A 22,349-nucleotide genomic window follows, 5' to 3' on the forward strand; every position below is an offset into this window, starting at 1 on the left:
TGCGGTCCGGGCCATCGGCGGCGCCCATGGAGGGCAAGGCACCGTTCCGGAGAGAAGGTCGGCCTGAAGAGAAGGCGGTGGCAGAAAGACGGCAATGTCGGCGTATGACCACCTGATCAGCCGAAAAGAGGACGAACCTCACTCTGCGTGGCCCGCAGTCGGTCATCTCACACGTCTAATTCCGAGAACCGCATGTCAGCGCACCCCACCCCGATAACATCGAGTGTCCTTGACCCCGGCAAGCGATGAAAGTGGCAGAAGATCGATGAGTTCGGTGACCGTACGTGTGCCCGCGAAGGTCAACGTGCAGCTTTCAGTCGGCCCGCTCCGGGAAGATGGCTACCACGACCTGGTCAATGTCTTCCACGCAGTGTCGATCTTCGATGAGGTGGTCGCGAAGGAGGCCGAGTCGATCACCGTCACGGTCAACGGCAGATGGTCCGACCAGGTGCCCGTCGACGACGACAACCTCGCCATCCGCGCCGCCCGCGCCCTCGCCAAGCACGCGGGCCGCTCGTACGGCGCCGACCTGATCATCGAGAAGGCCATCCCGGTCGCCGGCGGCATGGCGGGCGGGAGCGCCGACGCGGCGGGGGCCCTCGTGGCCTGCAACGAGCTGTGGGGGCTCGGCCTGCCCTTCGAGGACCTCATGGAGATCGCCGGGGACCTGGGGAGCGACGTACCGTTCTCGCTGCTCGGCGGCACGGCGGTCGGCACCGGCCGCGGCGAGCAGCTCAGCGAGCTGCCCACGGGCGGCACGTTCCACTGGGTGTTCGCGCTGGCCGACGGCGGCCTATCGACCGCCAAGGTCTACGCGGAGTGCGACCGCCAGCGCGAGGCTTCGAACGCCCGCGTGCCCTGGCCCGAGCTCGACGCCCCGCTTATCGAGGCCCTCGGCACCGGCGACGCGTACGCCCTGGGCGCCCACCTGAGCAACGACCTCCAAGCCGCCGCCCTGGCCCTGCGTCCCGAGCTCGCCACGACCCTCGACAGCGGGCGCCAGCACGGCGCGCTGGGCGCGATCGTCTCCGGCTCCGGCCCCACGTGCGCCTTCCTGGCCATCGACGCCACCCACGCCCGCGACCTCGCCAACAGCCTCACCGCCACAGGCGCCGCCACCACCACGGTCGCCGCCCACGGCCCCGTAACCGGCGCCACCCTGCTCTAACCCCCTGGCGACACCCCCAGCGCCCCCAACGACCCCGCCACGCCAGCCCCGCACGGGGCCACCCCGCACGGGCCGCCCCGCACGGGCCGCCCCGCACGGGCCGCCCCGCACGGGCCACCCCGCACGGGCCACCCCGCTGGGGTCGTCCCGCTGGGCATGGCACGACGGATCTGCCACGGCCGGTGCGGCACGACAGAAGCCGTCACGCGCGGCAAGTCACGCGCGGCGAGTCACGCGCGGCAAGTCACGCGGGGCAAGTCACGCCAGCCCCAGCACGTGAGCCTGTCGCGCTGCGCCCGTCACCTTCGGCGCGCAAGGCGGGCTGGCACGGTGGTCCGACGTTGCGGCCTACGGCAATGGCTGCCGGGTGTCGTCCGCGTGGCCCGCTCGCCCCAGGCCCAGGTGGTCCCGTCGGTATCTGATGCAACGGTCTGAGGCGCTGGTTTGCGGTGCTTGGCGAGGTGGCAGTCGGTGGGGGTTGGGCGGAAGGCTGGTGGTCGTTCTTGTGGTTGGTGCCGTCACTAGCCGCCGGCACCCGGATCTGAACAGCGGTGGGGCACGGATATCGGGTTCGGAGTCGGCTCGTACGGACCTGCTGATCACAGAGGGCGGTGAGGGGGGCGCCCGGCATCGCGTGCGCCCGCCCACCGTGGGAGGGGGCCAACGTTTCGTCGCGCGGGGGCGACGCCTCCGGGACGGACGTGAGCCGGGCGCTCAAGGTAGGCATTCGGTCCGGCAATCCCTGGCCCGTAGACGATCAAGGGACGTCGTGGGCGTCGGGAAGCGGTTGAGGGGACCGATACCCTGGACACGTCATGAATCTGGTCAACCTTGAGTCGGTCTCCCACGCCTACGGGCCCAAGCCGCTCCTCAGCGACGTCTCCCTGGGCATCGAGGCCGGGGAGCGCATCGGCGTCGTCGGCCGCAACGGGGGCGGTAAGACGACCCTGATGTCGGTCATCGCCGGTGACGTGCGTCCTGACAGCGGCCGGGTCACCCACACGCGCGGGCTGCGGGTCGGGTTCCTGTCCCAGCAGGACACCCTCGACCCCGAGGCCACCGTGACCCAGCTCGTCCTGGGGGACAGGGCTGAGCACGAATGGGCAGGTGACCAGCAGGTCCGCGAGATCCTGGCGAACCTGATCGGCGACCTCGACCTCAGTGCCAAGGCCGCCGCGCTGTCCGGTGGCGAGCGCAGGCGTACGGCGCTGGCCCGTCTGCTCATCGACGACCACGACCTGGTCATGCTCGACGAGCCCACCAACCACCTCGACATCGAGGCGATCGCCTGGCTTGCCGCCCACCTGGCGACCAGGAAGAGCGCCCTGCTGGTCGTGACCCACGATCGCTGGTTCCTCGACGCCGTCTCCACCCGCACGTGGGAGGTCGTCGACGGCCGGGTCGAGCGCTACGAGGGCGGCTACGCCGCGTACGTGCTGGCCAAGGCCGAGCGGGCGCGCATCGCCCAGGCGGCAGAGGAACGCCGCCAGAACCTCATGCGCAAGGAGATCGCCTGGCTGCGGCGCGGTCCGCCCGCCCGCACGTCCAAGCCGAAGTTCCGGATCGACGCCGCGCAGGCCCTGATCGCGAACGAGCCGCCGGCGCGGGAGACCGTCGAGCTGATGCGGTTCGCCGCGGCCAGGCTCGGCAAGACCGTCTACGACCTGGAAGACGTCACCCTGCACGCGGGCGGTCCCGGCGACGGGCCGCTGGTGCTCGATCACTGCACGTGGCAGTTCGGGCCGGGCGACCGGATCGGTCTGATCGGCGTCAACGGGTCGGGCAAGTCGTCGGTGCTGCGGTTGCTCGCCGACGGCGTCCAGCCGGACTCGGGCCGGGTGATCCGCGGCAAGACCGTACGTCTGGCGCATCTGTCCCAGGAGTTGACCGAGCTCGACCCGTCGCGGCGGGTGCTGGAGTCGGTGGAGGAGATCCGCAAGTACCTCCAGCTGGGCAAGCGGGAGTGGACGGCGTCCCAGTTGCTGGAGCGTCTGGGTTTCAAGGGCGACGCGCAGTGGAAGGTCATCGGCGACCTGTCCGGCGGCGAGCGGCGGCGGCTGCAGCTGCTGCGCCTGCTGATGGACGACCCCAACGTGCTGCTCCTCGACGAGCCCACCAACGACCTCGACATCGAGACGCTCAACGAGCTCGAAGACCTGCTGGATGGCTGGCCGGGCACGCTGATCCTGGTGAGCCACGACCGCTACTTCCTGGAGCGGGTGACCGACCGGTGCGTGGCCCTGCTGGGTGACGGCAAGCTGGTGATGCTGCCGGGCGGGGTCGACGAATACCTCGAACGCCGTAGCGCCGGCACGGCGGTGACCGCCCGGATCGGCAGCGCGCCTGCCCCGGCGTCCGGTGCTCCGGCCCCGGTCGCGGCGTCGTCGGGCGCGCAGCCGGAGGCCGGGCTGTCGGCCAAGGAGGAACGCGAGCTCCGCAAGGAACTCAACCGCCTGGAACGCCAGCTCGACAAGCTCGGCGACCAGGAGGCCCGCCTGCACGCCGCCATGGCCGAAGCCGCCAGCGACTACGCCAAGCTGGGCACCCTCGACGCCCAGCTCCGCGACGTCCTGGCCCAGAAGGACACCGTCGAGGCGGAATGGCTCGAAGTGGCCGACCGCCTCGGCGACTGACCCTCGCCACGCTCTCGCGCGCGAGGGTCCGCGCCGGTTCGACGGCCACCGGAGAGGCGGCGTCGGCAGACCGGCCCGTCGGCAGACCAGCCAGGCGCCGTCGCCGGTGCGGGCCGCAAGGCAGTGGCCGACGTGGCGGCCTCAGTCGCCGGGCCTCAGTCGCCGGGCCTTCGTCGCCGGGCCTTCGTCGCCGGGCGGTCGTGGCCGGGCGGCCGTGGCCCTGAGGTTCCCGAAATGGGTGCCGCCCGCCGGAAGAGCGTGCGTAAAACCTTCTAGAGGGGTTATTGGGGGGAGTCGAAGGGGGCGAGGAGCAGGCGGAGGAGGGCGGCGAGGGAACGCTGGTCGGCGGGTTGGAGGCCGGAGAGCAGGTCGCGCTCACGCCGCAGCAGGTCGGCGAACGCCGCGTCCACCCGCGCCACCCCCGTGTCCGTCAGCGACACCAGCACGCCGCGCCGGTCCTCGGGGTCGGGCCGCCGCCGCACCAGACCCGCCTGCGCGAGCCGGTCGATGCGGTTGGTCATCGTCCCGGACGTCACCAATGTGGCCCGCAGCAGGGCCCCGGGGCTCAGCTCGTACGGCTTACCGGCCCGCCGCAACGCGGTGAGCACGTCGAACTCCCAAGGTTCCAGATCATGTTCGGCGAACGCCGCCCGCCTGGCGCGGTCGAGATGTTTGGCCAGCCGTGACACCCTGGAGAGGACCTGGAGGGGCTCGACGTCGAGATCGGGCCGCTCGATCCGCCATGCCGCGACCAGCCGGTCGACCTCGTCATCCTGTGGCGTCATGACACAGAGTCTACTGTCTTGACATCGAGATATCTCTCTCGATATCAATTATCTCTATGTCAAGAGATATCTGGGACCCGGTGACCTACGCCGTCTACGCCGACGAGCGGTCGCGGCCGTTCATCGAGCTGATATCCAGAGTCGGTGCGGTGGCTCCCGATTATGTCGTGGACGCGGGCTGCGGCAGCGGCGAACTCACCGTCATGCTGGCCGAACGCTGGCCGGACGCCACCGTCGAGGGCTTCGACGCCTCGCCTGCGATGATCAGCAAGGCTCGCAAGCTCACCGGCTCGGTGCATTTCGCCGTGGCCGACGTCGACACCTGGCACCCCGACCGCCCCATGGACGTGATCGTCTCCAACGCCGTCCTGCAGTGGGTGCCCTCCCACCACGGCGTGCTCGAACACTGGCTGGAGGAGCTGGCCCCCGGCGGCTGGCTGGCCTTCCAGGTGCCGGGCAACTTCGACGCCCCGAGCCACGTCGCCATCCGTGAGCTGTGCGCCTCTCGCGCCTGGTCCGACCGGCTCAGCGACCTCAACAGGACCAACCCGGTGGACGACCCGATCCAGTATCTCGACTTCCTCAACGACGGCGGCTGCCAGGTGGACGCCTGGGAGACCACGTACGTGCACCTGCTCCAGGGCGAGAACCCGGTCCTCGACTGGGTCTCCGGCACGGCCCTGCGCCCGATCTTCGACCGGCTCGACCCGGCGGAGCAGCGGCGGTTCAAGGCCGACCTGGCCGGGCCGCTCGCCGAGGCCTACCCGGCCAGAAGCTACGGCACCCCCTTCCCCTTCCGCCGAATCTTCGTAGTCGCCCAGAAATGACCGGGAGCCAGAAATGACCGGGGCCCAGAAACGACCGGGCCCGGAAACAACTCGTGGAGACCCAGAGATGACGATCAAATCCCTGCACCACGTCCAACTCGCCGCGCCCAAAGGCAGCGAGCCCGAGCTGCGCGCCTTCTACGGCGACGTGCTCGGCCTGCGCGAGCTCCCCAAGCCGCCGGAGCTGGCCAAACGCGGCGGCGCCTGGTTCCGCGGCGACGGCGTGGAGATCCACCTCGGCATCGAGGACGACTTCAGGCCCGCGCGCAAGGCCCACCCGGCGTTCCTGGTCGAGGACCTCGACGCCTACGCCGCCAGGATCCCCGGTGCGGTGCCCGACGACCTCTTCCCGGGCTACCGCCGCATCTACGTCACGGACCCCGTGGGCAACCGCATCGAGCTCCTGCAGGCCGTGTGATGTTCACCTGCAGGTGGCATCATGGTCCGATATCGGACACTTGTGAGGTGCAGTGGGCATCGAGATCGAGGACAAGTTCGACGTTCCGACCGACTACACGATCCCGGACCTGAGCGGCCTGGCCCAGGTCACGGGCCCGCGCAGTCATCAGCTCGTGGCGCTCTACTACGACACGGCCGACCTGCGGCTGGCCGCGCGCGGCGTCACGCTCAGACGCAGGCGCGGCGGCGACGACGCGGGCTGGCACCTGAAGCTGCCCAAGGCCAGGGGCGTGCGCCAGGAGATCACCTGCCCGCTCACCCGCAGCACCAGGGTCGTGCCGCCGGAGCTGGCCGAACTCGTCCGGGCCTACGCCAGGGGCGCGGAGCTCCAGGTGGTGGCCGAGCTCGACACCCGACGCAGCGTCACCCTGCTGCACGACGGCGGCACCCGGCTGGTCGAGATCGCCGACGACCGGGTGAAGGGCACCGACCACCGGGACGGCAAGGTGCTGCGGTGGCGCGAGGTCGAGGCCGAACTCCTGGCCGAGGACCGGCGCGACCTGCTGGCCAAGGTGGGCAAACGGCTGCGCAAGGCGGGCGCGACCCCCGCGGGCAGCGCCAGCAAGCTCGCCCGGCTCCTCGAACCCGCCCCGCCCGCCAGGGCCGCCACCGAACCCGGCACGGCGGGCGAGACCGTCATCGACTACCTGTCGGGCCAGGTCGCCGCCCTCCTCAGCCAGGATCCGCGGGTGCGCAGGGCCGAGGAGGACGCCGTCCACCAGATGCGGGTGGCCTCGCGCAGGCTGCGCAGCGCGCTCAAGGCGTTCAAGTCGGTGGTGACCGGTACGGAGCAGGTCCAGGAGGAGCTGCGCTGGCTCGGCACGGTGCTCGGCGAGGCCCGCGACCTGGAGGTGATCAGGGCCAGGTTCGCCGGGGAGCTGTCCGGCCTCGCCCCCGAGCTGGTCACCGGCCCCATCCAGACCCGGCTCGGCGCGGACCTGCGCGTCCGCGAGCAGGAGGCGTACGAGCGCATCAAGGACGCGCTCAGCGGCGACCGCTACTACACCCTCCTGGACGCCCTCGACGCCCTGATCGCCACCCCCGAACTGGGCAAGGCCGCCGCCAAGCCGGCGAAGGACAAGCTCACCGCCCTCGCCGCCGCCGGCTGGGACCGCGTGACCAGGGCGTACGAGATCGCCCAGGCCACCGAGGACCCCGGACGCCGCGAGATCGCCCTGCACGACGTCCGCAAGGCGGCCAAACGCGCTCGATACACCGCCGAAGCCGTCGAACCCACCCTCGGCAAGGGCATGGCCAGGCTGGCCGAGCTGGCCGAGAACGTCCAGGAGGTGCTGGGGGCGCACCGGGACGGCGTGGTCGCCCAGGAGACGCTGGCCAAGGAGGCCGAGGGCGCCCGGCAGGCGGGCGAGGACACCTTCACGTACGGGCTGCTGATCGGGATCGAACGCAACACCGCCGAACGCGCCGAGGCCGATTTCCCCAGAGTCTGGGCGGAGACCGTGAAGGCGGTTAAGAAGGTTCTATGACGAACCTTCCGGCAATACCCTTCCCGCGCAGCGACCCCCTCGACGTTCCGTCGGCCTACCGGGAGCTGCGGGCGAGGGAGGGCATCGCGCGGGTGCGCACCCCGGTGGGCGACGAGGTCTGGCTGGTCACCGGCTACGAGCAGGCACGCAGGCTGTTCACCGACAGCCGGCTGGGACGTTCCCACCCCGAGCCCGAGCGGGCGCCGCGCGTGTCGAACTCGGCCCTGCTCGGCGGGCCGCAGGGCGAGGCCGCCACCGAGAAGGCCGACCACGAGCGCCTGCGCAGGCTGTTCGCGCCCTCCTTCTCGGCCCGGCGGATGAGGCGGCTGGCCGGCGAGGTCGGCGTCCTGGTCGAGGAGCGGCTGGATCGCCTGGCCGGGCTGACGCCGCCGGCCGACCTGCACGCCGAGCTCTCCTTCCCGCTGCCCGTGCTGGTCATCTGCCGGCTGCTCGGCGTCCCGTACGAGGACAGGGAGCACTTCAGCGGCGTGTCCGCACGCATGGCCGACCTCCAGGACGAGGCGGCCGGCGTCGCGGCACGGGCGGAGCTGAGCGCCTACATGGCCGGGCTGATCGCCCGCAAACGGCACGAACCGGCCGAGGACGTCCTGTCGGACCTGGCGGGCGAGCTGGACGACGACGGCAAGATCGCCGAGCTGGCCGCCGGCCTGCTGTTCGCCGGGCACGAGACCACCGTCAACCGCATCGACCACGGCGTGCTCCTGCTGCTGGCCCACCCCGGCCAGCTCGACCTGCTGCGGTCGGACCCCGGGCTCGCGCCCGCCGCGGTCGAGGAGATCCTGCGCATGGCCGTGCCGAGCCTGCACGGCCTGCCCAGGTACGCCCACGAGGACATCGAGATCGACGGCCGCACGATCCGCCGCGGCGAGGCCGTCGTCCTCAACACCGGCGTGGCGAACCGGGACGAACAGGTCTATCCCGATCCCGACACCTTCGTCATCGGCCGCCCTCCGGCCGACCCGCATCTCGCCTTCGGGTACGGCCCGCGGTTCTGCATCGGCGCGAGCCTGGCCAGGGTGGAGCTGGAGGCGGTGTTCAGCCGGCTGTTCCAGCGGCTCCCCGGACTGCGCCTGGCCGTCCCCGTCGCCGAGCTGCCGCGCAACGAGGGCAGGATCACCCAGGGGTTCGCCCGTCTCCCGGTCACCTGGTGAGCCGTCAGGTCGCGTAACGCTCCACGCCGACGACGTGCCCGCCGACCCGGTGCAGCACCGCGAACGCGCCCTTGCGCAGGTGCACGTCCTTGCCGCTCAGCGCGTGGATCAGGTGCGGCAGGACCTTGCCGTGGCTGCACACGGCCGCGGGCACGGCGAGGTCGCCGACCAGTTCCGGCGTCTTGTGCGGGTCCTGGCCCTCCTCGCTGAGCAGCGGCTCGGTCCTGATCTCGGCCCTGATCCCGGCCGCGTACGGCTCCAGCGTCTGGACGCACCGCCGGCTGGGCGAGCTGACCAGCAGCTCGGGCCGGTACGCGGGCAGCGCGGTGGCCAGGGCGGCGGCCTGGGAGCCGCCGTGGTCGTCCAGCGGGCGCAGCGCGTCGTCGCCGTCCCACCGGCTCCTGGACCCGGCCGTGGCGTGCCGGACGAGCACCAGCGGCACGGTCGCGAGCGGCGCGGCGGCCAGGGCGCGCAGCAGCCCGGCGTCCCACTCGTAGGTCAGCAGCTCGCGAGCCCGGTCGACGGGCAGCCAGCGCAGCCCGTCGACCTCGTCCCCCGGCTCGAAGCCGGCGTCGGAGGCGACCCGCGCCGTCCAGTAGTCGACGCGCTTGAGCCGGCCGCCGCTGAGGTAGTGGATCGGCGGCAGGGCCCGGCCCAGGACGGCCGTCAGGCCGGTCTCCTCGGCGACCTCGCGCAGGGCGGCGGCGATGACGTGCTCGCCGCTCTCCAGCTTGCCCTTGGGGAAGGTCCAGTCGTCGTAGCGCGGGCGGTGGATCACCGCCACCTCGGGGCTGCTCTCCGCGCCCCTCCAGACCACGGCTCCGGCGGCCCGGAGCAGGTCAGTCGTCAACGGTCCTCCATCGCCTGGTGCCCACGAGATGGCTCTGCAGGTCCTCGCCCTGGTGGCGGATCCAGGTGCCGTCGGAGTTGAGCCACCACGCGTTCGTGGTGTCGGCCATGGCCAGGTCCATCAGCTCGATCAGGTACGCCTTGTGCTGCTGGGAGGTCACCTTGACCAGGGCCTCGACCCGGCGGTCGAGGTTCCTGCGCATCAGGTCGGCGCTGCCGATCCACACCTCGGGACGCCTGCCGAGGCCGAACTCGTACACGCGGGAGTGCTCCAAAAAGCGCCCCAAAACCGACCTTACGCGGATATTTTCGGACAAATTGGGGATTCCGGGGCGAAGGATGCAGATTCCGCGCACCCACAGGTCCACCGGCACCCCCGCCCTGGACGCCCGGTAGAGCGCGTCGATGATCGGCTCGTCCACCAGCGAGTTCGTCTTGATCCTGATCCGCGCCGGGCGGCCCGCCTGCTGGTGGGCGATCTCCCGGTCGATCCTGGCCAGCAGGCCGCTGCGCATCGAGTGCGGCGCGACCAGCAGCCGGCGGTAGGCCGAGTGGTTGGAGTAGCCGGTCAGGTGGATGAACAGGTCGGTGACGTCCTCGCCCACCAGCGGGTCGGCGGTGAGCAGGCCGAAGTCCTCGTACTGGCGGGCCGTCTTGGGGTTGTAGTTGCCGGTGCCGATGTGGCAGTAGCGGCGCAGCTCGCCCGAGGGCTCCTGCCGTACGACGAGGGCCAGCTTGCAGTGGGTCTTCAGGCCGACCACGCCGTAGACCACGTGGCAGCCCGCCCGCTCCAGCTTCCTGGCCCAGGAGATGTTGGCGTGCTCGTCGAAACGGGCCTTGATCTCCACGACCACGACGACCTGCTTGCCCGCCTCGGCCGCGTCGATCAGCGCGTCGACGATGGGGGACTCGCCGCTGGTCCGGTAGAGGGTCTGCTTGATCGCCAGCACCCGCGGGTCGGCCGCGGCCACCTCGATGAAACGCTGCACGCTGGTCGCGAACGAGTCGTACGGGTGGTGCAGCAGCACGTCGCGCTCGCGCAGGGTGGAGAAGAGGTCGTCCTCGGCGTTGATCACCTCGGCCGGCACGAACGGGCGGAAGCTCAGCTCGCCGCGGTCGAGGTCGGCGATGGCGTGCAGGCCGGTCAGGTCGAGCGGGCCGGGCAGCCGGTAGATCTCGTGCGGAGCCAGCTCCAGCTCCTCGATGAGCGGGGCCAGCACCTCCGGCGTGATCGTCTCCTCGACCTCCAGCCGCACGGGCGGCCCGAACCGCCGCTTGAGCAGCTCCTTCTCCAGCGCCTGCATGAGGTTCTCGGTGACGTCCTCGTCGACGTCGAGGTCTTCGTTCCTGGTGACGCGGAAGACGTGGTGCTGGAGGATCTCCATGCCCTTGAACAGCTGGCCGAGGTGCGCCGCGATGACGTCCTCCAGCGGCACGAACCGGTCCTTGGACGCCGGCACGAACCGGGGGAGCTGCGAGGGCACCTTCACCCGCGCGAAGACGGTGTGGTCGGTGATCGGGTTGCGCACCAGCACGGCCAGGTTGAGGCTGAGCCCGGAGATGTAGGGGAACGGGTGCGCCGGGTCGACCGCCAGCGGCGTCAGCACCGGCCTGATCCGCTCCCTGAACAGCTTGCGCAGCTCCGTGCGCTCCTCGCGGCCCAGGTCGTCCCACCGGACGATCTCGATGCCCTCGGTCGCGAGCTGGGGGCAGACGCGGTCGTGGAAGGCGGCGGCGTGCCGCTTGGCCAGGGAGTCGGCGATCGTGGCGATCCGGGCCAGCTCCTCGCGCGGCTTCAGCCCGCTCTTGGTGCGCAGCAGCAGCCCTGTGGCCATGCGCCGCTTGAGGCCGGCCACCCGTACGCGGAAGAACTCGTCCAGGTTGCTGGCGAAGATGGCCAGGAAGCGCACCCGTTCGAGCAGCGGGATCGACGGGTCCTCGGCCAGTTCGAGGACGCGCTCGTTGAACTGGAGCCAGCTTTCCTCGCGGTTGAGGAACCGCTCCTGTGGCAGGGGCAGGTCGTTTCCCGATTGCAGCGGTTCCGCGGACATATGGCCTATATTGCCCCGATTGGTTGAACGGAACGTTAACGTAGCCGCAACGAACTCACTCTGGCTGTTCGGCCTGCTCCAGGCGTGCGGCGCGCTCGGCGAGCCTGGCCTCCCGCTGACGGATCTTCTCCTCGCGCTCGCGGGCCTTCTCCGCCTCCTTCAGCAGCCGCTCGCGCTCCTTCAACTCTCGTACCCGGGCTTTCTCCGCGTCACGCAACTCTCGCTGGCGAAGCTTCTCGGCTTCCTTGAGCTCCTTCTCGCGGGCCTTCTCGAACTCGCGCAGATCCTTGTCGCTGACGCGCGGTTTGGCGGCGGCTGCGGCCTGGTTGCGGGTGGCCACCGAGATGACCGGGCTCGGGTTGAGCCCGGTCAGTCCGTTCCAGGCCAGGTTCACCAGGTGCGCGGCGACCTCCTCGCGGCCCGGCTTGCGCACGTCCAGCCACCACTGGCCGGTCAGCGCGACCATGCCGACCAGCATCTGGGCGTACATCGGGGCGAGCTTGGGGTCGTAGCCGCGGCCGGCGAACTCGTCGGCCAGGACGTCCTCGACCTGGCTGGCGATCTCGCTGATCAGGCTGGCGAACGTGCCCGTGCCCGAGGCCGCGTGCGAGTCGCGCACCAGGATGCGGAAGCCCTCGCTGCTCTCCTCGATGTACTGGAGCAGGGCCAGGGCGGCCCGCTCCAGCTTGATGAGGGAGTGGGAGGCGGCGAGGGCCGAGGTGATCATGCCCAGCAGCTTCTGCATCTCGCGGTCGACGACGACCGCGTAGACGCCTTCCTTGCCGCCGAAATGCTCGTACACCACAGGCTTCGACACCTGCGCGGTGGCGGCTATCTCCTCTATAGAGGTCCCGTCGAACCCCTTCTCGGCGAACAGCGTGCGGCTGATCCGGATCAGCTGCTCTCTGCGCTCTCTACCGGACATGCGCCTGCGAGATCGGGGTTCCGTCACGGGTTCCATAATGACGGCCACGGACGAATGGCCGTTCATCGGCTGATTCTCGTCAGGCAATGCGCTTCGCCGCCAGGCGTTCTGGCGTCGGCCAGCGCACGTCGTACACCCAGCCCGCCCGTTCGAACAGGCGGATCAGGCCGGCGCTGAGGTCGATCTGGCCCTTGAGCGCGCCGTGCCGGGCGCAGGTGGGGTCGGAGTGGTGCAGGTTGTGCCAGGACTCGCCGAACGACGGGATGGCCAGCCACCAGACGTTGCGCGACTTGTCACGCGTCTGGAAGGACTCCTCACCGAAGACGTGGCAGATCGAGTTGATCGACCAGGTCACGTGGTGCAGCAGGCCGATGCGGATCAGCGAGCCCCAGAACAGCGCGGTCAGGCCGCCCTGCCAGGACCAGGTCAGCAGCAGGCCGAGCACGCCGGGCAGCAGGACGGAGACGAGGGCCAGCGTGGGGAACCACTTGTGCAGCTTCTGGATGTCCTCGTCCTTGCACAGGTCGGGGGCGTACTTCTCGCGGTTGGTGCGCTCGCTCTCGAACAGCCAGCCCATGTGGGCGTACAGCAGGCCCTTGGACATCGACCTGAAGCCGGGGCCGAAGCGCCACGGCGAGTGCGGGTCGCCCTCCTTGTCGGAGAACTTGTGGTGCTTGCGGTGCGTGGCCACCCAGTCCAGCACGGACATCTCCAGCGACAGGCTGCCCGCGATGCCCATCGCGATCTTCAGCGGCCGCTTGGCCTTGAACGAGCCGTGCGTGAAGTAGCGGTGGAGCCCGACGGTGACGCCGAGCCCGGAGACGACGTAGAAGACGAAGGCGATGACGATGTCCGTCCAGCCGAGTCCCCATCCCCAGGCCAGCGGGACCGCCGCCGCGAGCGCGACCAAGGGCAGTCCGACCACGAGTGCGAACGTGATGATCTCTGCCCTGGACTTCGGTTCTTCTTCGAAGTCGGGCTTCGGGGCGGGGGAGGAACGCTCGGCGAGAACGGTCATGGGCTACCTCCAACGACATGTATGAGGATGAATGTCCAGGCTACGCCACCGTAACCTACGCCATCGTAAGTAAGGAAGCCCTAAGTGTGGATGTCACTTAGCTGACGGCCGGCGCGCCCAGGTGAGTGGGTTTCGTGGCTTGCGGCTTTTGGGGTGGTCTGTTATATGGCCAGCGCGCCGACTACCCCCGCGTGTCCCCGGTATTCGCGGCACTGGAGATGTGCGAGAGAATTGGGGGCGCATACGCCCGTGCGGGCTCGGTATCGTAGGGCTGTGTGTCGGACGCCACGGCGTCCGGTCCGTCCCGGATCGTCTAATCGGCAGGACAAGTGGTTTTGGTCCACTTTGTAGGGGTTCGAGTCCTCTTCCGGGAGCCTTGACAGCCATCCCGCGACTCCCCGCGCGAGAGAGTTCCGAACCGGGCAGGTATCCTCACGGTGTCGGGAGGGTTGCGGCGCGGTAGCCGCGCCGACGACCCTGATCCGTCCAGTCACAGGGAGCCTCAGTCCGTGAGTGTGCCGCGCCCGGCAGCCGTCATCGTCCTCGCCGCGGGCGAGGGCACCCGGATGAAGAGCCAGACCCCGAAAGTCCTCCACGAGCTGTGCGGCCGCGCGCTGGTCGACCACATGCTCGCCGCCGCCCGCGACCTCGATCCCGAGCGGCTCATCGTGGTCATCGGCCACGCGCTCGAACAGGTCGGCGGCCATCTGGCCGCCACCAGCCCCGACGCGCGCGCCGTCGTCCAGCGTGAGCAGCGCGGCACCGGCCACGCCGTCCGCACCGTGCTCGAAGAGGTCGGCACGATCGCCGGCACGATCCTGGTCACCTACGGCGACGTGCCGCTCATGCAGGCCCGCACGCTCGCCACGCTGCTGGCCAAGCACGCCGCCGACGGCAACGCGGTCACCGTGCTGACGGCCGAGGTGCCCGACCCGACCGGCTACGGCCGGATCGTCCGCGACCCCTCCGGCGCCGTGCTGGAGATCGTCGAGGAGAAGGACGCCGACGACGAGCAGCGCGCGATCAAGGAGATGAACTCCGGCATCTACGCCTTCGACGGCCTGCTGCTCGCCGACGCCGTCAAGCGCGTGTCCACCGACAACGCCCAGGGCGAGGAGTACCTCACCGACGTCCTCGGCATCCTGCGCGGCGACGGCCACCGGGTCGGCGCCTGCGTGGCCGCCGACTACGTCGAGGTCGAGGGCGTCAACGACCGCGTCCAGCTCGCCTTCGCCCGCAAGGTGCTCAACCAGCGGCTGCTGGAGCAGCACATGCGCGCCGGCGTCACCGTCGTCGACCCGGCCACCACGTGGGTCGACGTGGGCGTCGAGATCGGGCCCGACGCCGTCGTCCACCCCGGCACCCAGCTCCACGGCCGCACGGTCATCGGCGCCGGAGCCGAGGTCGGCCCGGCCACCACGCTGACCGACACCCGCGTCGGCGAGCGCGCCGTAGTGCGCAACGCGGTCTGCGACGACGCCGAGATCGGCCCCGAGGCCAACGTCGGCCCCTACGCCTACCTGCGCCCCGGCACCGTGCTCAGCCGCAGGTCGAAGGCGGGCACGTTCGTCGAGATGAAGAACACCAAGGTCGGCGAGCGCTCCAAGGTGCCCCACCTCACCTACGCCGGCGACGCCACCATCGGGGAGGACGTCAACATCGGCGCCTCCACCGTCTTCGTCAACTACGACGGGGTCGACAAACACCACACCACCGTGGGCGACGGCGCGTTCGTCGGCTGCGACACCATGCTCATCGCCCCCGTGACGATCGGCGAAGGCGCCAACACCGCGGCCGGGTCCGTGATCGTCAGCGACGTACCCCCAGGGGCGATGGGCGTGGCCAGGGCGCGACAGCGCAACATCGAGAAATGGGTCCTGCGCAAGCGCGCGGGCACCAAGTCGGCCGCCGCCGCCGAACGGGCGCTGGCCGAGCGAGCACAGCAGGAGAACGAACAGTGACCAGCATCAAACAGCCGGGCGAGAAGAACCTCATGCTCTTCTCCGGCCGGGCCTATCCAGAGCTGGCCGAAGAGGTCGCCGAGCACGTCGGCGTCTCACTCACCCCCACCAAACTGATCGACTTCGCCAACGGCGAGATCTACGCCCGTTACCTGGAGTCCGTCCGCGGCTGCGACGCGTTCGTGATCCAGAGCCACACCGGTCCCATCAACAAGTGGATCATGGAACAGCTCATCATGGTCGACGCGCTCAAGCGGGCCTCGGCCAAGCGCATCACCGTGGTCATGCCGTTCTTCGGCTACGCCCGCCAGGACAAGAAGGGCCGCGGCCGCGAGCCCATCACGGCCCGGCTGATGGCCGACCTGTTCAAGACCGCCGGCGCCGACCGGCTCATGTCGATCGACCTGCACACCTCGCAGATCCAGGGCTTCTTCGACGGTCCCGTCGACCACCTGTTCGCGATGCCGGTCCTGGAGAGCTACCTGAAGAACAAGCTCGACCTGGAGAACACGACCGTCGTCTCGCCCGACACCGGCCGCGTCCGCCTGTCCGAGCGCTGGGCCGACACCCTCGGCACGCCCCTGGCCTTCATCCACAAGCGCCGCGACCTCGACGTGGCCAACTCCGTGAAGGTCAGCGAGGTCGTCGGCAAGGTCAGCGGCCGCACCTGCGTGCTGATCGACGACATGATCGACACCGCCGGCACGATCTGCAAGGCCGCCGACGCCCTCTACGAGCAGGGCGCGACCAACGTCATCGTCGCCGCCACCCACGCGGTCTTCTCCGACCCCGCCGTCGACCGGCTGAAGAACTCGCGCATCTCCGAGGTCATCGTGACCAACACGCTGCCGCTGTCGGAGGCCAAGCGGTTCGACAAGCTGACGGTGCTCTCGATCGCGCCGCTCATCGCCCGCGCCGTCACCGAGGTCTTCACCGACGGCTCCGTCACGAGCCTGTTCGAGGGCGACACCTGAGCGAGTAAGCTGTACGGGTTGCGCTCGTAACGCCTTCCGCTAGGGCGGGTGAGGGGGAGCGCGCCACAATCCGATCTCTGCATCCCTAGGAGATGTCATGTCTGAAGTACGTATCGCCGCCGAGCCGCGCACGGTGTTCGGCAAGGGCGCCGCCCGTAAGATCCGCCGCGCCGACAAGGTGCCCGCCGTCCTCTACGGGCACGGCATCGACCCCAAGCACCTGACCCTGCCCGGTCACGAGGTGCTGCTGGCCCTCCGCACGCCCAACGTGCTGATCCGCCTCCAGGGTGACGGCGTCGACGAGCTGGCCCTGCCCAAGGGCGTGCAGCGCGACCCGATCAAGGGCTTCGTCGAGCACGTCGACCTGCTCCTGGTCAAGCGCGGCGAGAAGGTCACCGTCGAGATCCCGGTCACCACCACCGGCGACGTCAACTCCGAGGGCCTGCTCGACCAGCAGCTCGTCTCGGTGGCCGTCGAGGCCGAGGCCACCCACATCCCGACCGGCGTCGAGGTCGACGTCGAGGGCATGGAGGTCGGCACCGTGATCACCGCCGCGCAGCTCGACCTGCCGTCGGGCGCCACGCTGGCCGCCGACCCCGAGGCCGTGGTCCTCCACGTCATCGCCAAGCCGACCGAGGAGCCCGCCGCCGAGGCCGCGGAGGCCGCCGAGGGCGAGACCGCCGAGGCCGAGGGCGAGGGCGAGAGCGCCGAGGCCGCCGCCGAGTAAGCACGTACCGCGAAAACGGGGGTGGCGCGAGGCCGCCCCCGTTCCGCTGTAAGGGGAGCGCACATGGACCGCTGGCTGATCGTCGGACTGGGCAATCCGGGGCCCGAATACGCGGGTAACAGGCACAACGCGGGCTTCATGGTGCTCGACGAGCTGGCCGCGCGGGCCGGCGGGCGCTTCAAGGCGCACAAGAGCAGGTCCGAGGTGCTGGAGACGCGGGCGGCCGTGCTGGCCAAGCCGCTGACGTACATGAACCTGTCGGGCGGGCCGGTCAAGGCGCTCGCCGACTTCTACAAGATCGGCCCCGACCGGCTGATCGTCGTCCACGACGAGCTCGACGTCCCCTACGGCGCGCTGCGGGCCAAGCTCGGCGGCGGCGACAACGGCCACAACGGGCTCAAGTCCATCACCAAGGTCCTCGCCACCCGCGACTACCTGAGGGTGCGCTTCGGCATCGGCCGGCCGCCCGGCCGCATGGACCCGGCCACCTTCGTGCTCCGCGACTTCGCCACCGTCGAGCGCAAGGATCTGCCCTTCCTCGTCGACCGCGGCGCCGACGTCGTCGAGTCGCTCATGGCCCGTGGCCTGGAAGCCACCCAGAACGACTTCCACCGGGCTGATCTCCACATTTCCGGCCCTCCGCGCTGATCGCCGCATAGAACCGTTCGCCGCCTGTCGCGCCGCACGCGCGGCTAGCATCGGTGACTGTCCGTTCGGGAACGGGCACACAGAGGCGTGCCACCGCCCGGAGCGACGGCGGGAGCGGAGCGGGGGAAGACGGCATTTGGCGACCGAGGCCGCCTCACGGAGTGAGGCAGGAGAGCCCGTGAAGTCCGGCGAGGCCCTCTCGTGGCGGGTCAGCCCGGTGACTCCGGCGTGGATGCGTTCCTACCGGTTCCGTGCCGTGGTGGGCGATCTGTGCGGGGCGGGCATCGGGTCCGCCGCCGCCTTCTGCGGCAGGTTCGGCGGGTTCACCCCTTACGTGCTGCCGTACCTGCTGGTCAGCGTGGCGCTGCCGTGGGTGTGGATCTGCGCGGTCGCGCTCAACCGGGCCTACGAGCCCCGCATGATCGGCGTCGGCTCCGAGGAGTTCCGCCGCGTCGTGCACGCCGGCGTGGCGCTGACCGCGGCCACCGCGATCGGCTCGTACGTCACCAAGACCGACGTCGCCCGCGGCTACGTCGTGCTCGCGCTGCCCCTGGTCACGCTGCTCACGCTGGTCGCCCGCTACCTGCTGCGGCGCTCGCTCAACCGGCGCAGGGCGGCCGGGGCCTGCATGCGCCGGGTGGTCGCGGTCGGCCATCCGGCCTCGGTCGCCGAGCTGGTCCACCTCTTCCGCAGGGAGCGCCACCACGGCATGGACGTCGTGGCCGCCTGCCTGCCCTACGGCGAGCCGCCCGGGGTGCTGACCGAGGTGCCCGTCGCGGGCGACTTCGGCGACGTGCCGCTGGTCGTCGACCAGATGCGCGCCGACACCGTGGCGGTGCTGGCCTGCCCCGAGATGGACGGCGACGCGCTGCGCCGGCTGGCCTGGCGGCTGGAGCGCACCCACACCGAGCTGGTCGTCGCCCCCGCCCTGATGGACGTCGCCGGCCCGCGCACGATGATCCGGCCGGCCGCCGGGCTGCCGCTGCTGCACGTCGAGCACCCCGAGCTGACCGGCGCCCGGCAACTGGTCAAGAACGTCTTCGACCGCGTCGTCGCCGCCGCGCTGCTGGTGCTGCTGTCGCCGCTGCTGGCGGCCCTGGCCGTGGCCGTGCGCGGCACGAGCCCGGGGCCCGCGCTGTTCCGCCAGACCCGCATCGGCAAGGACGGCAGGCCGTTCACGATCCTGAAGTTCCGTACCATGCGGCGCGGCTCGGAGCAGCAGAAGATCACTCTCGTCAGCGACCACGACGGCGTGCTGTTCAAGATCCGCAACGATCCGCGCGTGACGCCGCTCGGCACGCTGATGCGCCGCCACTCCCTCGACGAGCTGCCCCAGCTCATCAACGTGCTGCTCGGACACATGTCGCTCGTCGGCCCCCGTCCGCCCCTTCCGGAGGAGGTGGCGCGCTACGGTGACGACGTGCGCAGACGGCTTCTGGTGCGTCCGGGGCTGACCGGGCTGTGGCAAGTGAGCGGACGATCTGACCTATCGTGGGAGGAATCCGTCCGTCTTGACCTGCGTTACGTGGAGAACTGGTCCCTCACGCTGGACCTGCAGATCCTGTGGAAGACTTGGTCGGCCGTCGCCCGCGGGCAAGGAGCATATTGATGACGATTCGCGACGACCACGCCGTGGCCGGCGACCTGGCGACGGAGGCGGGCGAGAGGCTGCTGCAGGTCCGCGAGCGCACCGGGTTCGGCGACTCCGCGGCGCTGCGCGCGGAGGGCGACCGGGCCGCGCACGTGTTCCTCATGGAGGCGCTGGCACGGTTGCGTCCCAGTGACAGTGTCCTGTCCGAGGAGGCCACCCGCGAGGAGCGGCTCGACCCGCGCCGGCTGGGCGCCGAGCGCGTGTGGATCGTCGATCCCCTCGACGGCACGCGCGAGTTCTCCGAGGAGGGCCGGTCCGACTGGGCGGTGCACGTCGCGCTGTGGGAGCGCGGCAAGCTGACCGCGGGCGCCGTGGCGCTGCCCGCGCAGGGCCGTACGCTGACCACCGCCGAGCCGCCCGCCCTGCCGGCCTTCGAGAAGGGCCGCTTCCGCATCGCGGTGAGCCGCACCCGTCCGCCGGAGTTCGTCCAGAAGCTGGCCTACCTGCTGGGGGCCGACCTGGTGCCGATCGGCTCGGCGGGGGCGAAGATCTCCGCGGTGCTCACCGGCGAGGTCGAGGCGTACGTGCACGCCGGCGGCCAGTACGAGTGGGACTCCGCGGCCCCCGTGGCCGTCGCGCAGGCGGCCGGGGCGTTCGCCAGCCGCGTCGACGGCTCGGAGCTGACCTACAACCAAGCCGACCCGTCACTACCGGATATCCTGGTTTCCCTACCGGAGCTGGCGACATCCCTGCTCGCCGGAATTCGGGACCTGCACCGCTAACCGCCGGAGGAAGCGCCCATGCTCCAGCGCGACTACACGACGTCGCAGCTCGACGTACTCGAAGCCGAGGCCATTCACATCATGCGCGAGGTGGCGGCGGAGTTCGAGCGGCCGTGTCTGCTCTTCTCCGGCGGCAAGGACTCGATCGTCATGCTCCGCATCGCGGAGAAGGCGTTCTGGCCCGCGGCCATCCCGTTCCCGCTGATGCACGTCGACACCGGGCACAACTTCGACGAGGTCATCGAGTTCCGCGACCGCCGTTCCGAGGAGCTGGGCGCGCGCCTGATCGTGGCCAGCGTGCAGGAGTCGATCGACAGCGGCCGGGTGGTCGAGGAGACCGGCCGGCGCGCCTCGCGCAACCGCCTGCAGACCACCACGCTGCTCGACGCGATCGAGGAGCACGAGTTCGACGCCGTCTTCGGCGGCGCCAGGCGCGACGAGGAGAAGGCCCGCGCCAAGGAGCGCGTGTTCTCCTTCCGCGACGACTTCGGCCAGTGGGACCCGAAGAACCAGCGCCCCGAGCTGTGGAACCTCTACAACTCCCGCATCCGCAAGGGCGAGCACATCCGGGTCTTCCCGCTGTCCAACTGGACCGAGCTCGACATCTGGGACTACATCCGGCGTGAGGGCATCGAGATCCCCTCGATCTACTTCTCGCACACCCGCAAGGTGTTCGAGCGCGACGGCATGCTGCTGCCCGACTCCGACGTCGTGTCCCGCGGCGACGACGAGCCGCTCTTCGAGGCCGTCGTGCGCTACCGCACGGTCGGCGACATGACCTGCACGGGCGCCGTGCAGTCCACGGCCGCCACGGTCGAGGAGATCATCGAGGAGATCGCGGCCACCCGGATCACCGAGCGGGGGGCCACCAGGGCCGACGACCGCTCGTCCGAGGCCGCCATGGAGGACCGCAAGCGAGAGGGCTACTTCTGATGGACATTCTCCGCTTTGCCACCGCGGGAAGCGTCGACGACGGCAAGTCCACCCTCATCGGACGGTTGCTCTTCGACTCCAAGGCCATCTTCGAGGACCAGCTCGAAGCGGTCGAGCGCACCTCCCGCGACCGCGGCACCGAGTACACCGACCTGTCGCTGCTGACCGACGGCCTGCGGGCCGAGCGCGAGCAGGGCATCACGATCGACGTGGCCTACCGCTACTTCGCCACGCCCAAGCGCAAGTTCATCATCGCCGACACGCCCGGCCACATCCAGTACACCAGGAACATGGTCACCGGCGCCTCCACGGCCGACCTGGCGATCATCCTCATCGACGCCCGCAAGGGCGTGCTGGAGCAGTCGCGCCGGCACGCGTTCCTGACCTCGCTGCTGCGCGTGCCGCACCTGGTGCTGGCCGTGAACAAGATGGACCTGGTCGACTACTCGCAGGAGCGGTTCGAGGAGATCCGGGAGGAGTTCACCTCCTTCGCCTCCAAGCTCAACGTGAGCGACCTGACGTTCATCCCGATCTCCGCGCTCAACGGCGACAACGTCGTCTCGCGTTCGGAGAACATGCCCTGGTACCTCGGCACGTCCCTGCTCCACCACCTGGAGAACGTGCACATCGCCTCCGACCGCAACCTGGTCGACGTGCGCTTCCCCGTCCAGTACGTGATCCGTCCGCAGAAGGCCACCGACCACGCCTTCCACGACTACCGCGGCTACGCGGGCCAGGTCGCGGGCGGGGTGCTCAAGCCGGGCGACGAGGTGACCCACCTGCCGTCCGGGCTGAGCACGCGGATCGCCTCGATCGACACGTTCGACGGGCCGGTGGAGGAGGCGTTCCCGCCCATGTCGGTCACGCTGCGCTTCGAGGACGACCTCGACATCTCGCGCGGCGACATGATCGCCAGGCCCAACAACCAGCCGCACGCGGCCCAGGAGCTGGAGGCCATGGTCTGCTGGATGGCCGACGGCCTCAAGCTGACCCCGCGCACCAAGCTGACGATCAAGCACACCACCCGCACGGCGCGGGCGCTGGTGCGCGACCTGCACTACCGGCTCGACGTCAACACGTTGCACCGGGACGAGGAGGCCACCGCCCTCGGCCTGAACGAGATCGGCCGGGTCTCGCTGCGGGTCACCCAGCCGCTGTTCGTCGACGACTACGCCCGCAACCGGCTGACCGGCGGCTTCATCCTCGTGGACGAGGCCACCAACGGCACGGTCGGCGCCGGCATGATCATCGACGCCAGCTGAGCGTCCCAGAACGGCCCGGCGACACCACGCCGGGCCGTTCGCCGTTTCGGTAGATCTTTGCGGGGTTTCCTGACCATCTGATTACCCTCCGCGCTAG

General features: G+C 70.3%; 19 protein-coding genes and 1 tRNA gene. 15 read left to right on the forward strand and 5 right to left on the reverse strand.

Annotated features, from left to right (window positions below):
- Positions 1-265: 265 nt before the first annotated feature.
- Together ACWEJ6_RS34135 and ACWEJ6_RS34140 are read left to right on the forward strand one after the other, a co-directional pair.
- Positions 266-1,168, forward strand: a complete 903-nt coding sequence (locus tag ACWEJ6_RS34135; RefSeq protein ID WP_352321954.1) for a 4-(cytidine 5'-diphospho)-2-C-methyl-D-erythritol kinase — start codon at positions 266-268, stop codon at positions 1,166-1,168.
- A gap of 815 nt (positions 1,169-1,983) precedes the next feature.
- On the forward strand, positions 1,984-3,801 hold the full coding sequence (locus tag ACWEJ6_RS34140; protein ID WP_452429133.1) for an ABC-F family ATP-binding cassette domain-containing protein: 1,818 nt from the start codon (positions 1,984-1,986) through the stop codon (positions 3,799-3,801).
- Positions 3,802-4,082: 281 nt separating this feature from the next.
- Here ACWEJ6_RS34140 and ACWEJ6_RS34145 read toward each other — a convergent pair whose 3' ends face one another.
- Positions 4,083-4,586 carry a MarR family winged helix-turn-helix transcriptional regulator gene (locus ACWEJ6_RS34145; protein ID WP_352321957.1) on the reverse strand — a complete coding sequence of 168 codons (504 nt, stop codon included), beginning with the start codon at positions 4,584-4,586 and terminating at the stop codon, positions 4,083-4,085.
- 56 nt (positions 4,587-4,642) lie between these two features.
- Here ACWEJ6_RS34145 and ACWEJ6_RS34150 point away from each other — a divergent pair, with 56 nt between their 5' ends.
- The 4 genes from ACWEJ6_RS34150 (at position 4,643) to ACWEJ6_RS34165 (ending at position 8,531) form a co-directional block, all read left to right on the forward strand.
- Positions 4,643-5,413 (forward strand): trans-aconitate 2-methyltransferase, encoded by a 771-nt coding sequence (locus tag ACWEJ6_RS34150; RefSeq protein ID WP_387676912.1) that lies wholly within the window; start codon positions 4,643-4,645, stop codon positions 5,411-5,413.
- 67 nt (positions 5,414-5,480) lie between these two features.
- Positions 5,481-5,831, forward strand: coding sequence for a VOC family protein (locus ACWEJ6_RS34155; protein WP_452429135.1), 351 nt, complete (start codon positions 5,481-5,483; stop codon positions 5,829-5,831).
- Positions 5,832-5,883: 52 nt separating this feature from the next.
- Positions 5,884-7,359, forward strand: coding sequence for a CYTH and CHAD domain-containing protein (locus ACWEJ6_RS34160; protein WP_452429137.1), 1,476 nt, complete (start codon positions 5,884-5,886; stop codon positions 7,357-7,359).
- Positions 7,356-8,531, forward strand: a complete 1,176-nt coding sequence (locus tag ACWEJ6_RS34165) for a cytochrome P450 (protein WP_452429139.1) — start codon at positions 7,356-7,358, stop codon at positions 8,529-8,531. The genes ACWEJ6_RS34160 and ACWEJ6_RS34165 overlap by 4 nt, the downstream gene beginning before the upstream one ends.
- Positions 8,532-8,535: 4 nt before the next feature.
- Here ACWEJ6_RS34165 and ACWEJ6_RS34170 read toward each other — a convergent pair whose 3' ends face one another.
- The 4 genes from ACWEJ6_RS34170 to ACWEJ6_RS34185 form a co-directional block, all read right to left on the reverse strand.
- Positions 8,536-9,381 carry an NUDIX hydrolase gene (locus ACWEJ6_RS34170; protein ID WP_452429141.1) on the reverse strand — a complete coding sequence of 282 codons (846 nt, stop codon included), beginning with the start codon at positions 9,379-9,381 and terminating at the stop codon, positions 8,536-8,538.
- Positions 9,371-11,431, reverse strand: coding sequence for an RNA degradosome polyphosphate kinase (locus ACWEJ6_RS34175; protein WP_387676927.1), 2,061 nt, complete (start codon positions 11,429-11,431; stop codon positions 9,371-9,373). The genes ACWEJ6_RS34170 and ACWEJ6_RS34175 overlap by 11 nt, the downstream gene beginning before the upstream one ends.
- Positions 11,432-11,486: 55 nt before the next feature.
- A complete protein-coding gene (locus ACWEJ6_RS34180) occupies positions 11,487-12,356 on the reverse strand; it encodes a TetR/AcrR family transcriptional regulator (RefSeq protein ID WP_358294627.1) in 870 nt (289 codons plus the stop codon).
- A 79-nt stretch (positions 12,357-12,435) separates the two neighbouring features.
- On the reverse strand, positions 12,436-13,374 hold the full coding sequence (locus tag ACWEJ6_RS34185; protein ID WP_387676929.1) for an acyl-CoA desaturase: 939 nt from the start codon (positions 13,372-13,374) through the stop codon (positions 12,436-12,438).
- 302 nt (positions 13,375-13,676) lie between these two features.
- Here ACWEJ6_RS34185 and ACWEJ6_RS34190 point away from each other — a divergent pair.
- The 9 genes from ACWEJ6_RS34190 to cysN all read left to right on the forward strand — a co-directional run bounded on the left by ACWEJ6_RS34190 (position 13,677) and on the right by cysN (position 22,252).
- Positions 13,677-13,748: transfer RNA gene (locus ACWEJ6_RS34190), tRNA-Gln, on the forward strand.
- A gap of 135 nt (positions 13,749-13,883) precedes the next feature.
- Positions 13,884-15,335, forward strand: a complete 1,452-nt coding sequence (gene glmU, locus ACWEJ6_RS34195) for a bifunctional UDP-N-acetylglucosamine diphosphorylase/glucosamine-1-phosphate N-acetyltransferase GlmU (protein WP_452429144.1) — start codon at positions 13,884-13,886, stop codon at positions 15,333-15,335.
- Positions 15,332-16,309, forward strand: a complete 978-nt coding sequence (locus ACWEJ6_RS34200; protein ID WP_352321976.1) for a ribose-phosphate diphosphokinase — start codon at positions 15,332-15,334, stop codon at positions 16,307-16,309. Before glmU ends, ACWEJ6_RS34200 begins: the two co-directional genes overlap by 4 nt.
- 97 nt (positions 16,310-16,406) lie before the next feature.
- Positions 16,407-17,036, forward strand: a complete 630-nt coding sequence (locus ACWEJ6_RS34205) for a 50S ribosomal protein L25/general stress protein Ctc (protein ID WP_364337693.1) — start codon at positions 16,407-16,409, stop codon at positions 17,034-17,036.
- A gap of 63 nt (positions 17,037-17,099) precedes the next feature.
- Positions 17,100-17,684 (forward strand): aminoacyl-tRNA hydrolase, encoded by a 585-nt coding sequence (pth, locus tag ACWEJ6_RS34210; RefSeq protein WP_352353028.1) that lies wholly within the window; start codon positions 17,100-17,102, stop codon positions 17,682-17,684.
- Between the two features lie 232 nt (positions 17,685-17,916).
- Complete coding sequence (locus ACWEJ6_RS34215; RefSeq protein ID WP_452429215.1) at positions 17,917-19,293, forward strand: sugar transferase; 1,377 nt, start codon at positions 17,917-17,919, stop codon at positions 19,291-19,293.
- Positions 19,293-20,057, forward strand: a complete 765-nt coding sequence (locus tag ACWEJ6_RS34220) for a 3'(2'),5'-bisphosphate nucleotidase CysQ (protein WP_387676933.1) — start codon at positions 19,293-19,295, stop codon at positions 20,055-20,057. Before ACWEJ6_RS34215 ends, ACWEJ6_RS34220 begins: the two co-directional genes overlap by 1 nt.
- A gap of 18 nt (positions 20,058-20,075) precedes the next feature.
- Complete coding sequence (cysD, locus tag ACWEJ6_RS34225) at positions 20,076-20,990, forward strand: sulfate adenylyltransferase subunit CysD (protein ID WP_352321984.1); 915 nt, start codon at positions 20,076-20,078, stop codon at positions 20,988-20,990.
- Positions 20,990-22,252: a sulfate adenylyltransferase subunit CysN gene (gene cysN / locus ACWEJ6_RS34230; protein WP_352321986.1), complete on the forward strand. Its 1,263-nt coding sequence runs from the start codon at positions 20,990-20,992 to the stop codon at positions 22,250-22,252. Before cysD ends, cysN begins: the two co-directional genes overlap by 1 nt.
- Positions 22,253-22,349: the final 97 nt, after the last annotated feature.

It is taken from the genome of Nonomuraea sp. NPDC004702 (genome assembly GCF_053601695.1).